The organism is Sphingomonas sp. Leaf9 (genome assembly GCF_001421355.1).
In the GTDB taxonomy this organism is placed as follows: Bacteria; Pseudomonadota; Alphaproteobacteria; order Sphingomonadales; family Sphingomonadaceae; genus Sphingomonas.
The window spans coordinates 75,532-87,679 of the sequence record NZ_LMKC01000004.1 but is presented as its reverse complement, the minus strand read 5'-3'; the positions used below and the strand labels follow the sequence as shown (position 1 = coordinate 87,679).

14 protein-coding genes and 1 tRNA gene are annotated in these 12,148 nt (G+C 67.2%); 11 read left to right on the top strand and 4 right to left on the bottom strand.

The features are described from left to right. Position 1 precedes the first annotated feature (1 nt). The 6 genes from ASE58_RS11380 to ASE58_RS11355 all read left to right on the top strand — a co-directional run bounded on the left by ASE58_RS11380 (position 2) and on the right by ASE58_RS11355 (position 4,937). Positions 2-1,129, top strand: coding sequence for a Re/Si-specific NAD(P)(+) transhydrogenase subunit alpha (locus ASE58_RS11380; RefSeq protein WP_055821327.1), 1,128 nt, complete (start codon positions 2-4; stop codon positions 1,127-1,129). Positions 1,130-1,146: 17 nt separating this feature from the next. Next, entirely contained in the window at positions 1,147-1,515 is a 369-nt protein-coding gene (locus tag ASE58_RS11375) for a PH domain-containing protein (protein ID WP_055821325.1), read from the top strand. A gap of 158 nt (positions 1,516-1,673) precedes the next feature. After that, the gene (locus tag ASE58_RS17555) at positions 1,674-2,066 is read left to right on the top strand and encodes an endonuclease domain-containing protein (RefSeq protein WP_082467985.1); all 393 of its coding nucleotides are present in this window, start codon (positions 1,674-1,676) and stop codon (positions 2,064-2,066) included. Positions 2,067-2,069: 3 nt separating this feature from the next. Further along, positions 2,070-2,348: an NAD(P) transhydrogenase subunit alpha gene (locus ASE58_RS11365; RefSeq protein ID WP_055757824.1), complete on the top strand. Its 279-nt coding sequence runs from the start codon at positions 2,070-2,072 to the stop codon at positions 2,346-2,348. Between the two features lie 5 nt (positions 2,349-2,353). Continuing rightward, positions 2,354-3,862 (top strand): NAD(P)(+) transhydrogenase (Re/Si-specific) subunit beta, encoded by a 1,509-nt coding sequence (locus ASE58_RS11360; RefSeq protein WP_055821319.1) that lies wholly within the window; start codon positions 2,354-2,356, stop codon positions 3,860-3,862. A 151-nt stretch (positions 3,863-4,013) separates the two neighbouring features. Then, positions 4,014-4,937: a winged helix DNA-binding protein gene (locus ASE58_RS11355; protein ID WP_055894772.1), complete on the top strand. Its 924-nt coding sequence runs from the start codon at positions 4,014-4,016 to the stop codon at positions 4,935-4,937. 275 nt (positions 4,938-5,212) lie between these two features. On the opposite strand, the gene ASE58_RS11350 is transcribed toward ASE58_RS11355, so the two are convergent. Both ASE58_RS11350 and ASE58_RS11345 read right to left on the bottom strand, forming a co-directional pair. Then, positions 5,213-5,288, bottom strand: a tRNA-Val gene (locus ASE58_RS11350). A gap of 94 nt (positions 5,289-5,382) precedes the next feature. Further along, positions 5,383-6,954 carry a peptide MFS transporter gene (locus ASE58_RS11345; protein ID WP_082457022.1) on the bottom strand — a complete coding sequence of 524 codons (1,572 nt, stop codon included), beginning with the start codon at positions 6,952-6,954 and terminating at the stop codon, positions 5,383-5,385. 217 nt (positions 6,955-7,171) lie between these two features. Between ASE58_RS11345 and ASE58_RS11340 the strand changes: the two genes are divergently transcribed. From ASE58_RS11340 to ASE58_RS11330, 3 genes are all read left to right on the top strand, one after another. Then, positions 7,172-7,750 carry a nitroreductase family protein gene (locus tag ASE58_RS11340; protein ID WP_055821315.1) on the top strand — a complete coding sequence of 193 codons (579 nt, stop codon included), beginning with the start codon at positions 7,172-7,174 and terminating at the stop codon, positions 7,748-7,750. 38 nt (positions 7,751-7,788) lie between these two features. Continuing rightward, on the top strand, positions 7,789-8,148 hold the full coding sequence (locus ASE58_RS11335) for a GntR family transcriptional regulator (protein WP_055821313.1): 360 nt from the start codon (positions 7,789-7,791) through the stop codon (positions 8,146-8,148). A 144-nt stretch (positions 8,149-8,292) separates the two neighbouring features. Continuing rightward, positions 8,293-8,490 (top strand): hypothetical protein, encoded by a 198-nt coding sequence (locus ASE58_RS11330; protein WP_156347717.1) that lies wholly within the window; start codon positions 8,293-8,295, stop codon positions 8,488-8,490. Between the two features lie 122 nt (positions 8,491-8,612). Here ASE58_RS11330 and rsmI read toward each other — a convergent pair whose 3' ends face one another. Further along, on the bottom strand, positions 8,613-9,449 hold the full coding sequence (gene rsmI, locus ASE58_RS11325; protein ID WP_055822302.1) for a 16S rRNA (cytidine(1402)-2'-O)-methyltransferase: 837 nt from the start codon (positions 9,447-9,449) through the stop codon (positions 8,613-8,615). A gap of 13 nt (positions 9,450-9,462) precedes the next feature. Between rsmI and ASE58_RS11320 the strand changes: the two genes are divergently transcribed. Both ASE58_RS11320 and ASE58_RS11315 read left to right on the top strand, forming a co-directional pair. Continuing rightward, positions 9,463-10,656, top strand: a complete 1,194-nt coding sequence (locus ASE58_RS11320; protein ID WP_055757850.1) for a penicillin-binding protein activator — start codon at positions 9,463-9,465, stop codon at positions 10,654-10,656. Positions 10,657-10,660: 4 nt separating this feature from the next. After that, entirely contained in the window at positions 10,661-11,299 is a 639-nt protein-coding gene (locus tag ASE58_RS11315) for a DUF3601 domain-containing protein (protein WP_055821311.1), read from the top strand. A 4-nt stretch (positions 11,300-11,303) separates the two neighbouring features. Here ASE58_RS11315 and ASE58_RS11310 read toward each other — a convergent pair whose 3' ends face one another. Further along, a complete protein-coding gene (locus ASE58_RS11310) occupies positions 11,304-12,119 on the bottom strand; it encodes an LD-carboxypeptidase (RefSeq protein WP_055821308.1) in 816 nt (271 codons plus the stop codon). Positions 12,120-12,148: the final 29 nt, after the last annotated feature.

Genomic DNA, 12,148 nt, shown 5'->3' with positions numbered 1-12,148 from the left:
CGTGAAGGTCGCGCTGCTCGCCGAACAGGCCGCCGGCGAACGCCGGGTCGCCGCGACGCCCGAAACGGTCAAGAAGCTGATCAGCCTGGGGGCCGAGGTCGCCGTCGAGGCGGGGGCGGGCGCCGGCGCGTCGATCGACGATACCGCCTATGCCGCCGCCGGAGCGACGATCGGCACGCGTGCGCAGGTGCTGGCCGATGCCGATATCTTGCTGGGCGTCGCGGCGCCTGTGCCCGACAGCCTGGCCGGGGCAAAGCAGGGCGCGTGGCTGGTGGGGGCACTCAACCCGTTCGGCGACCGCGCGCGGATCGACGCCTATGCGGCGCTGGGGGTCGAGGCGCTGGCGATGGAATGGATGCCGCGCATCACCCGCGCCCAGTCGATGGACATATTGTCGTCGCAGGCGAACCTGGCGGGGTACAAGGCGGTGCTGGACGCGGCGGCCGAATATGGCCGCGCCTTCCCGATGATGATGACGGCGGCCGGCACGATCAGCGCGGCGCGCGTGTTCGTGATGGGCGTCGGCGTCGCCGGGCTGCAGGCGATCGCGACCGCGCGCCGGCTGGGCGCGCAGGTCAGCGCGACCGACGTGCGATCGGCGACGAAGGAACAGATCCAGTCGCTCGGCGCGAAACCGATCTTCGTCGAAAAAGTGGCGGGGATCGAGGGCGAGGGCGCGGGCGGCTATGCCGGCGAAATGAGCGCCGAATATCAGGCGGCCCAGGCCGAACTGGTCTCCGCGCATATCGCCAAACAGGATATCGTCATCACCACCGCGCTGATTCCGGGCAAGCCCGCGCCGCGCTTGGTCAGCGACGCACAGGTCGCCTCGATGCGACCGGGCAGCGTCATCGTCGACCTCGCGGTCGAACAGGGCGGCAATGTCGAGGGCGCGGTCGCGGGCGATGTGGTCGAACGGCACAGCGTGAAGATCGTCGGCCATCGCAACGTGCCCGGCCGTCTTGCCGCCGACGCATCGGCGCTGTTCGCGCGCAACCTGTTCAATTTCCTGTCGGCCTATTGGGACAAGGACGCCGGGCGCCCGGTCCTGCCCGCCGACGACGAAGTGACGCAGGCGATCCGCCTGACGCAGAACGGGCAAGTGGTGAACCCGCGCCTGACCGCCTGATACGAGGGAGACGAAATATGGGCCTGTTCAGCAGCCACGAGGTCGATCCGGCCGAAATCCACGAAAAATACGGCCACGCCCTGATCGACGGGGAACAGGTGCTGGCGGCGTTCCGGTCACTCCGCGATACCGCGTTCCTGACCAACCTGCGCTTCGTGCTGGTCGACGTGCAGGGGATCACCGGCTCCAAGATCGCGTTTCGCAGCGCGCCGTATCGCTCGATCACCAGCTTTTCGGTCGAAAGCGCGGGCACCTTCGACCTCGACAGCGATCTGCACCTCTGGGTCACCGGACAGGCGACACCAATGGTGCTGAAGGTCAGCCGCAACGCCGACCCGGCCGCGATCCAGCGGTTGCTGGCCGAACAGGTGCTGGCGAAACGGTGAGGGAAGGGGCTCCTTCAGTTCCTCCCCATGCGGCGCATGGGGAGGAGGACCACGCGCAGCGTGGTGGAGGGGCTGTGCATATCCTCCCCGGTACGGGGAGGGGGACCGGCGTAGCCGGTGGAGGGGGGCTTCCACGCAAGCTACGGCCCGAAACGGCCATGGCCCGCCGCCTGCGCCGCGACCTGTCACCACCAGAAGCGATGCTATGGCAGCAGCTACGCGCCGGAGCGGCAGGTGCAAAATTTCGCCGCCAGCATCCAATCGGGCCGTATGTCGTCGACTTTTATTGTCGGGAAGCGCGCCTAATTATCGAGATCGACGGCGAGGCGCACGATCGCGCAGATCGTCCAAGGCGTGACGAAACCCGCCTGCGATTCCTGCACGAACAGGGCTACCGCATCGTTCGCATCGCCGCCCAACGTGTCATCGCAGACGTCGATGCGGTGGCCGACGCGATCGCAGCGCTTGTGGCCACCCCCCTCCACCAGCCTGCGGCTGGTCCCCCTCCCCGTGCCGGGGAGGACCTGAACGTCCTTCATCCAGCGGAGTAGCCGATGGACTTCCTCTCGATCCTGTCGATCTTCGTCCTCGCCTGCTTCGTCGGCTATTATGTCGTCTGGTCGGTGACGCCGGCGCTGCACACGCCGTTGATGGCGGTGACCAACGCCATCTCCTCGGTCATCATCGTCGGCGCGCTGATCGCCGCTGCCGCCGCCGGGGTGCCGGGGGCCAAGTGGCTCGGGCTGCTGGGCGTGGTGCTGGCCAGCATCAACATCTTCGGCGGGTTCGCCGTCACCGAACGCATGCTCGCCATGTACAAGAAGAAGGGGTGAGGGCGATGCACGAAGCTGCTCCGGTCAATCCATGGGTCGCCTTCGCCTATCTGGTGGCGGGGGTGTGCTTCATCCTCGCGCTGCGGGGGCTGTCGTCGCCCGCGACCAGCCGGCGGGGCAATCGCCTCGGCATGGTCGGCATGGGGATCGCGGTGCTGACCACGATCTTCACGCACCTGCCACTGATGGAAGTGACGGTCGTCGAACAGACCGCCGATTATGACATCTGGACGCAGTTCACTCGCATCGACAGCATCACCTTCGCCGAAATCCTGATCGCCATCGCGATCGGCGCGGTTATCGGCCTGACCACCGCCAAGCGGATCGCGATGACCGCGATGCCGCAGCTGGTCGCCGCGTTCCACAGCCTTGTCGGCCTCGCCGCCGTACTGGTCGGCATTGCCGCGTACCTGAACCCGCAGGCGTTCGGCATCGCATCGATGGTGATCCCGATGATCGGACAGCCGTTCGCGGTCATCAACCCCGTCAGCAAGGTCGAAATGGGCCTGGGCGTCGCGATCGGTGCGATCACCTTTTCCGGATCGGTCATCGCCTTCCTGAAACTCAATGGCTCCATGTCGGGCAAGCCGATCCTGCTGCCCGGCCGACATGTTATCAACCTGGGCGTGCTGGCCGCGATCCTGCTGCTGGTCGCGCAGTTCGCGCATACGCAGGACGCCTGGCCGTTCTGGGCGATCGTCGTGCTGTCGTTCGCGATCGGCTTCCTGCTCATCATCCCGATCGGCGGGGCGGACATGCCGGTCGTCGTGTCGATGCTCAACAGCTATTCAGGCTGGGCAGCGGCGGCGATGGGCTTCACGCTCGGCAACACCGCGATGATCGTCACCGGCGCGCTGGTCGGGTCGTCGGGCGCGATCCTCAGCTACATCATGTGCCGCGCGATGAACCGCAGCTTCATCAGCGTGATCGCCGGCGGCTTCGGCGCGACCGACAGTGGCGGGGGCGGGGCGGCGGCGATCGACCGGCCGTGGAAGCGCGGTTCGGCCGAGGATGCCGCCTTCCTGATGCAACAGGCCGAACAGGTCATCATCGTCCCCGGATACGGCATGGCGGTGGCGCAGGCGCAGCACGCGCTCAGGGAAATGGGCGACAAGCTGAAGGCGCATGGCGTCCGCGTGAAATATGCCATCCACCCGGTCGCGGGGCGGATGCCGGGGCATATGAACGTGCTGCTGGCCGAAGCGAACGTGCCCTATGACGACGTGTTCGAGCTGGAGGATATCAATTCCGAATTCGCGCAGACCGATGTCGCCTTCGTCATCGGTGCCAACGACGTGACCAATCCGGCGGCCAAGACCGACAAGACCTCCCCCATCTACGGCATGCCGGTGCTCGACGTCGAAAAGGCCAAGACCGTGCTGTTCATCAAACGGTCGATGGGCGGCGTCGGCTATGCCGGGGTAGATAACGAGGTCTTCTACCGCGACAACACCATGATGCTGCTGGCCGATGCCAAGAAGATGGTCGAGGAGATCGTCAAGTCGATGGAGTAGCGCGGGACCGGACCCGGCCGGATCATCGTCGCGGCGCGGGCATGACGATGGGGCAGCCGGGGCCACTCCTGCGCCGGGCGCTGCCGAAAGGCTCGCCAACCCGCCGCAACCGTCCTATCGCGCCGGTATACGGTCGTGACAGGGGGACGGATTGACGGATTTCGTTGGGTTTGGCGGGCAGTCGGTGCGGCGGGCGATCATCGTCGCGGATGATCGAATTGCGGCGGACGATGCGGCGGTCGCGGCCCGCGCGGCCGGGGTGACCATCGGTGACACGATCGGTTTTGCCGGAATTGCCGATGCGCTCGACGCCTTGCCGCATGCCGACCTGTTGCTCATCGAAGCCGCGGGCGTGGTGCTGGCCGCGCTCGACGATGCGCTGCCCGTGCTCGCCCGGCGGGCGCAGCGGGACCGGGCGCAGATCGTGGTCAGCTTCCCGCTCGACGCGCTCGACCTCGTGTCGCTGCATCTGCTCGGTGGCCCGGCGACCTTGTTGTGCGCTGCGGGCCCCGAGGAACGCGTCGCCGCCATTGCGCTCGGCGCCGGCGCCAGCGGCGGCCTGCACGCTGCCGAGCGCGATGCCGAACGATTGCGACGGCTGAATGCCGAGATCGTCCGTGTCGCCGAGGCACTGCTGAAGCTCGGCCGCGACGGTACGGGTGGCGACGGCGTGCGCGACCGGGGATCGGATTTCGTGGCCCCGCTGGCGGAGGACAGCATCCCGGTCGAGATCACCGCCGCCACCGTGCGCGGCGCGATCCGCGCGCGCCGGCTGCGCGACCAGTATTTCGCCGACGGCCTGTTCGCCGACCCGGCATGGGACATGCTGCTCGACCTGTTCGCCGCGCGGCTGGAGGGGCTGACCGTCTCGGTATCGAGCCTGTGCATCGCCTCCGCCGTGCCGCCGACCACGGCGCTGCGCTGGATCACCGCGATGACCGATGCCGGGCTGCTGATGCGCCGCGAAGACCCGAACGACCGCCGCCGCGCCTTCGTCACCCTTACCGCGCGCGCAGTGGCGGGGCTGGAAGGCTATGGGCAGGCGGTGGCGAAAGCTGGGCTGGGCTGGGCGTAGGGACACGGGGGGCGTGTGGCGGTAGACGCGGCGGGCAGGTAGCCAGACTCAGGCTGATGTAGCCCCCGCCGCATACGTCGCCCCACCTAAGGCCGGGGTCTCCCCATTAATTGGCGGGTCGTGCGCCGCGTGGGTCGTAACGTAGGATATGGCGGAGATCGCGCCCGCCCACGCCGTCAGTCGTGGCGAAGCCACGCCTTATGGCGTGAGCTTCGACCCGCTGGCCGCGCTGGCGCATGGTTTGTGCTGCTTGCAGCACATCCTGCGCTGCGCGGTGGTGGGCGCTGACGGGCTCGAACCGCCGACCCTCTCGGTGTAAACGAGATGCTCTACCAACTGAGCTAAGCGCCCCCGAAGGGAAGACCGGCGGAATACCGTGGTTTTCGGGACATGCAACAAAATTTGCACGACCGGGTGGTGATCACCGCCCGGTCGTGCGGGAAGATTACTTCTCTTCCTTCCACACATCGACGCCCGCGGCCTTGGGCTCGCCGATTTCGGCCTGGCCCGCCAGGCTGTGGTCGGTTTCGTCGGCCAGCGTGTCGAGGTGCATCCACCGCTTCACGATCGGGGAGAGCAGCAGCACGACGACGCCGATGCCGATCGTCCACCACCCGATGCTGTTATAGACCGACAGCGTGCCTTCCTTGGTCATTTCGCCGTCATGGCCGCCGGTCGCCTCGCCGATCTTGCCCGCCACGAAATTGCCGACCGCCGTCATGTAGAACCATGCGCCCATGATGAGCGAGGCGAGGTGCTTGGGCGCCAGCCGGTTCATCGCCGACAGGCCGACCGGCGACAGGCACAGTTCGCCGGTGGTCTGGAAGAAATAGATCAGGAACACGAACAGCACCGGCGTCGCGATTTCCGGGCCGACGGTCTTGGCGCCCCACACGAACACTAGGAACGAGAAGCCGACCTGCAACAGCGCCAGCGCGAACTTGGCCGGGGCCGAGGGTTCGAGATTGCGCTTGGCGAGCGCCACCCACAAGGCCGCAAAGATCGGGCCGAGCAGCACGATGTAGATCGCGTTGATCGACTGGAACAGCGATGCGGGCACGCCGCCGCGATCGACGAAGCGGTCGGTGTAGAGGTTCAGCGACCCACCCGCCTGTTCGAACAGGCCCCAGAAGACCGGATTCAGCGCGATGAGGAACAGGATGGCGAACATGCGTTCGCGCGGTTGCTTGGGCAGTTTGAACGATTCGAACAGGACATAGGCGAGCAGTGCGACGCCCGAGATGATGAGCAGCGTCTCGATCACCGACTGATACTGGATCAGCGCCCAGATGACACCGATCGACGCGACGCCAAGGCCGTACAGCCCCCATTCGGTCGCCTTCGACAGCGGACGCGGGGCCTCGCCCTGGCCCTTCAGCAGCGGCTTGCCCAGCACGAACACGACCAGGCCCAGCAGCATGCCGATCCCCGCCGCGCCGAAGCCGTACGCCCAGCCATAGGTTTCCCCGAGGAAACCGGCAAAGATCACGCCCAGCGCCGCGCCGACGTTAATCCCGACATAGAAGATGGTGTAGGCACCGTCGCGACGCAGGTCGGTGCGGCTGTAGAGCTGCCCGACGATCACCGAGATGTTGGCCTTCAGGAAGCCCGACCCGACGATGATGCACGCCAGCGCCGCCCAGAAGATGTTGATCGCGGGATCGGCCTGTTTGACGAGGGGGTCGGTGATGCCGGTCTGCCCCTCGAACGCCATCAGCAGGTGGCCGATGGTCAGGATCACCGCGCCGAACAGCACCGCCTTGCGCTGCCCCAGATAGCGGTCGGCGAGATAGCCGCCGAGGACGGGCGTGATGTACACCAGCGACGTATACGCGCCGTAGATCAGGTTGGATTCACCGTCGCCGAACAGCCAGTGCTTGGTGAGATAAAAGATCAGCAGCGCGCGCATGCCGTAATAGGAGAAACGCTCCCACATCTCGGCAAAGAACAGGACGTACAGCCCCTTGGGATGGCCGGCGAATTCGTCGCCCTTACTGGCAGCGGCGACGCCGCCCATGACGAGCAGCAGGATCAGGAACCCCGCCGCGATCGATGGAATGATGGGTAGGCCGAACAAGGATGCATCCCCCGGAAAAAACTGGCGCGCCCGGCCCCTTGGCGGGCGGTGCGCGCGGATCGAACGAGCCTAACGGCGAAAATCGCGATGCCAAGCCGGATTGTTGCGAATGTGACGATGCTTGGCGTGGGGCAAGGCGACGCCTACATCCCCGCCCATGACCTTCAACGACCGCTCCTCGCTGCTCGGCTACCTCCAGACGCGTCGGTCGGGCAAGCCGCGCGACATGGTGGCGCCGGGACCCGACGATGCCGCGATCGACGCGATGATCGCCATCGCCGCGCGCACGCCCGACCATGGCAAGCTCGCCCCGTGGCGCTTCGTCGTGGTGCCCGCCGACAAGCGCCAGGCGTTCGCGGCGCTGCTGCGGCAGGCGCAGGCGGCGGAAAACCCGGCGGTGACGGAGGCGCAGCTGGAGGCGTCGGATCGCTTCGCCAACGAAGGCGATGCGCTGATCGTCGTGCTGTCCGCGCCGGTCGACAGCCATATTCCGCGCTGGGAACAGGAATTGTCGGCGGGTGCGGCGACGATGAACCTGCTGCATGCCGCCCACGCCATGGGCTATGTCGCCAGCTGGCTGACCGGATGGATGGCGTATAGCGATACGGTGCGCGACGCGTTCGGATCCCCGACCGAGCGCGTTGCCGGCTTCGTCTTCATCGGTTCGCCTGGCCGTCCGCTCGACGAACGGCCTCGTCCCGATCTGGCGCGGATCGGTACGCGATGGGACGGGTGAAAGATGGACATTTTCGCCGCTTGCTGTATTAAGTCAGCATGACAGCGATCGATCACGAAGACACGCCCGTATATCTTCGCCTGCGTGCGTTGATCGCCGCCGCGATCCTGCGCGGCGAATATCGCACCGGGGACCAGCTGCCCTCGGTACGCGCCTTTGCCGCCGAACATGGCGCTAACCCACTGACCGTGGCCAAGGCGTATCAGACATTTCAGGACGATGGCTATGTCGAGGTGCGGCGCGGCGTCGGCATGTTCGTGCTGCCGGGCGCGGTCGAACGGCTGCGCACGGCGGAGCGCGAGCGGTTCCTGACCGGGCATTGGCCGCGGATTCGGGCGCATATCGAACTGCTGGGACTTGACGCGCCCACCTTGTTGGACGAACGCGCGCCGGCCTGACCCGGAACTGCGGCGAACCGGTAGTGGGCATGGTCGGGCGTCGCTTGCAGTCTGGAACCTTTCGTGTCCTCGTCGGTCGTTGGTACCTTTCGTAGCGGAACCGTGATGCGGTGGTGGCGTTCCCTGTTGTCTAGGGAGACTGCCGTGGAACGAACCGTATCGATGCCGACCCGCGTACCCCTTTATGCGCTGCATGGGCGCAACAGCTGCCCGACCTGCGGTGCCTCGCAATGGTTTGTCGGGCGCGTGATCGCCGAGTGCGCCTGTTGTGGCGATACCCTGCCGATCAACCATGCCGTCCGGCCGACGCAGATGACCGCGTTGCGCAACATCGCGGCGTAAATCCATCCAAGTTTTTTCGTCACCCCGGGCTTGACTCGGGGTCCCGCTGCCTTGCCGGGGGTCGAGAAGAAGCGGGACCCCGGATCAAGTCCGGGGTGACGCGAAGAGTGCGGAAGGGTCCGCTATTCCCCCTTCATCGCCATCGCCCGCGCGTACAGCTCACGCCGGTCCAGCCCCAGCGCCTTGGCCACTTCGCCCGCCGCCTTCGACGCGGGCAATCGGGTCAGCGCCTCGCGCAGCGCGCTATCGGCATCGTCCTGCGTCGCGGGTGGCGGCGCGCCGGGGGGCGCGACGACGATCACGATCTCGCCCCTGGGCGGCGCATCGGCATAGCGTTCCGCCAGTACCGACAGCGTGCCCGTCACGCATTCCTCGAACCGCTTCGTGATCTCCCGCGCCACGCCGCAGTCGCGATTCCCCAGCCCCTCGGCCAGCGCGGCGAGCGTCGCCGACAGTCGCTGCCCGCTTTCGTAGAAGACCAGCGTCGCGCGGATGCCCGCAATTTCGGCGATGGCATCGGCGCGGGCATGCGCCTTGGACGGCAGGAAGCCGGCGAACAGGAACCGGTCGGTCGGCAGCCCCGCCAGCGTCAGCGCGGCGATCGCGGCGCACGGGCCGGGGATGGTGACGACCGCATGGCCCGCCGCGCGCGCATCGCGCACCAGCTTGTATCCCGGATCGGAAATCAGCGGCGTACCGGCATCGGATACCAGCGCCACCGCTTCGGACCCCATCCGCGCGATCAGGCCGGGGCGCATCCCCTCGGCATTGTGGTCGTGATACGGGATCATCGGCCGCTTCGCCCCGATATGGCGCAGCAGCCCGGCGGTCACCCGGCTGTCCTCGACGGCGATGACATCCGCGCGCGATAAAATATCGGCGGCACGGATAGTCAGGTCACCGAGATTGCCGATGGGGGTCGCGACGATGTAGAGGCCGGGGGCAAGTTTTTCGGTCATCAGGGGGAGGTCCATGGCAGACACGATAGCGCCACGGCAATGGCGGCACCACATCGCGCGCGCCACGGCGCTGATCGGCGCGGCATTGCTCGCCGGTTGCGCGACGCTCGTGCCCAAGGGGCCGGTCGAACAGGCACCACCCACCACCACCCGTCCGCAGCCGACCCGGCCCGGCCCGGTGACCGGCGGCATCCCGGAGGATACGCAGCGCCACCGCGTCGCGCTGCTGGTGCCGCTGAGCGGGCCCAATGGCGGCGTCGGCCGCTCGATCGCCAATGCGACGCAGCTCGCCCTGCTCGACACGCGCAGCGAACGGGTGCGAATCACCACCTATGATACCGCATTGGGGGCCGCCGCCGCCGCACAGCGGGCGATCGAGGAGGGCAACCGGCTGATCCTCGGCCCGCTGCTCGCCGACGATGTGCGCGCGGTCGCGCCGATCGCGCGCGCGGCGAAGGTGCCGGTCATCAGCTATTCGAACGACGTGTCGGTCGCCGGGGGCGGTGCCTATCTGCTGGGCTATACCCCGGCGCAGTCGATCGATCGCGTCGTCGGCTATGCCCGCACCAACGGCATGACCCGGTTCGCCGGCCTCGTGCCTGCCGGCGTTTATGGCCAGCGCGCCTCGACCAGCTTCCTGCGCGCGGTGGAGCAGGCGGGCGGACAGGTCGTCTCGATCCAGACCTATGCGCGCGGCGGAATCGGCGCGGCGGTCGCCAAGCTGCCGAAGACCTCGCCCTATGAAGCGGTGCTGATCGCCGATCAGGCGGGACAGGCCGCGCTGGCGGTCCCTGCGATCCGCAAGTCCACCAGCCGTTCGGCCAAGGTACTCGGTACCGAGCTGTGGAATACCGAAACCGGGCTGGGATCGATGCCGGCGCTGAACGGTGCGTGGTATGCCAGCGTGTCGAACAGCCTCTATCGCCAGTTCGCGACCAAGTACCGCGCCCGCTTCAACGCCGCGCCGTATCGCCTGTCGAGCCTTGGCTATGATTCGGTCTTGCTGACGGTGCGCATCGCCCGCGACTGGACGATCGGCCGCGACTTCCCCGAAAGCCGCCTGCGCGCCGAGGACGGCTTTGCCGGCCTCGACGGCGCCTTCCGCTTCGGCCGCGATGGCGTGGCGGAGCGCGCGCTGGAGGTGCAGGAGGTGCGTGCCGGCGGCGCGGTGACGGTCAGCCCGGCGGCGCGGACGTTCGGGGAGTAGGGCAGTGTTCGGATGGTTCGGCCAGCGTGACCGTCCGAAAGCCTATCAGTATCTGCGACCGGGCCGGCTGCACCGGGTGATCAGGGCCTTTGTGGACCTCGATGGCCTGCTGCATCCGGTCGGCGAAACCTGGACTTTCCTGCGCTGCGAAGCCTCTCTGCAGGACGAGGGTATATCTTGGTTCGTCGCGATGCCCGATGGATCGGAACTGCAGATCCGGTTGCAGCGTCGGCCGTATGACGAGCATGGCGTTCTCGAATATCTGGACGACCATGTCCTGCCCACCGCACGGTCCGGCGAGGACTGGCCGTTGCTGATCACGCGCGACAGCGTCTGTCTTGCCGATGACGTCGATGCGCCGCACGCTTGCGTGGTCGACGTTCCGCGTGATGCAGATGCGACCGGGGTCGCGCGTGCGTTGCTATCGAGCGGTTGCCTCGCCGGCGTGGCGGGGCACACCACTTGGTCGATCGCAATGGGCCGTGACCGCGTGGTTTTTGGCGACCGCTGGGGACTACGGTTTGTGCGCGCGGTGGGTCACGATCCGTTGACCGCGCGGGCCGAGGCGTTTGAACGGATCGACGTGCGCTACTGGCAGCAACGCGATGCGCAGACGGTCATCGCGGCGTTGACCGGCCAATAACCCCTCACGCCACCCCGAACGGCACCACCATGTTATCGGCATAATGGCCGACATGCGCGCGTCCCAGATAGGGCAAGCCCATCGCCTTCGCCCATTTGGCGACGATCTGGTCCTCGGTCTCGCCAAAGCCCGTATCGTCGGGATGGCGGTCGGTCACCGCGCCCAGCCGGATGCCGGCGATGCCCTTCAACTGCGTCGCCTCGCTTAGCTGCCAGAACAGCCGGTCGATGCGGTACAGGTCCTCGCCCACTTCCTCGACGATCACGACATGATCGGTCAGGTCGGGCAGCCAAGGCGTACCGATCAGCGCACACAGGATCACCAGGTTGAACGCGACGGTCGGCCGTCCGTCCAGCTCGGGCGCCAGCATCGTGCGGTCGCGATTGACCAGCCAGGCGAGCGCGCGCGCCGCGCTGTTGGTGCCGCCGGCCTTGCCGACCTGCGCCGCCATCGGCCCGTGGATCGGCCGCCCGATCCGCCGGGCATAGAGCGCCGCCAGCAGGAACCCCATGTCAGAAAAGCCGAGATAGCTCTTCGCCGCCGCCGCGCGATTGAGCTGCGGCATCACCCTGTCGAGGATGCGGTTCGACCCGTATCCGCCGCGCGCGAACCAGATCGCGTCAAACCCCGGATCATTGGCGAATTCGAGGAACGCCGCCGCACGCTGTTCGTCGGTGCCCGCGAAATGCCCGACGTCGAGGAAACACTGCGGATGCACCACCAGGTCGAGCGTCGGATAGGTGAGCGCGGCATAGCCCTGTGTCCGGGCCATCTGGTCCTCATCCACCCGCCGCGCCGGTGCCACGACTCCAATACGCATCACGCAACCCCGCTTGCCACTTCAGGCCA

Coding starts and splice junctions, on each gene's coding strand:
- ASE58_RS11375 (WP_055821325.1), top strand. CDS start 1,147: ATGGGCCTGTTCAGCAGCCACGAGGTCGATCCGGCCGAAATCCACGAA.
- ASE58_RS17555 (WP_082467985.1), top strand. CDS start 1,674: ATGGCCCGCCGCCTGCGCCGCGACCTGTCACCACCAGAAGCGATGCTA.
- ASE58_RS11365 (WP_055757824.1), top strand. CDS start 2,070: ATGGACTTCCTCTCGATCCTGTCGATCTTCGTCCTCGCCTGCTTCGTC.
- ASE58_RS11360 (WP_055821319.1), top strand. CDS start 2,354: ATGCACGAAGCTGCTCCGGTCAATCCATGGGTCGCCTTCGCCTATCTG.
- ASE58_RS11345 (WP_082457022.1), bottom strand. CDS start 6,954: ATGGGCGGCGTCGCCGCTGCCAGTAAGGGCGACGAATTCGCCGGCCAT.
- ASE58_RS11340 (WP_055821315.1), top strand. CDS start 7,172: ATGACCTTCAACGACCGCTCCTCGCTGCTCGGCTACCTCCAGACGCGT.
- ASE58_RS11335 (WP_055821313.1), top strand. CDS start 7,789: ATGACAGCGATCGATCACGAAGACACGCCCGTATATCTTCGCCTGCGT.
- rsmI (WP_055822302.1), bottom strand. CDS start 9,449: ATGACCGAAAAACTTGCCCCCGGCCTCTACATCGTCGCGACCCCCATC.
- ASE58_RS11320 (WP_055757850.1), top strand. CDS start 9,463: ATGGCAGACACGATAGCGCCACGGCAATGGCGGCACCACATCGCGCGC.
- ASE58_RS11310 (WP_055821308.1), bottom strand. CDS start 12,119: ATGCGTATTGGAGTCGTGGCACCGGCGCGGCGGGTGGATGAGGACCAG.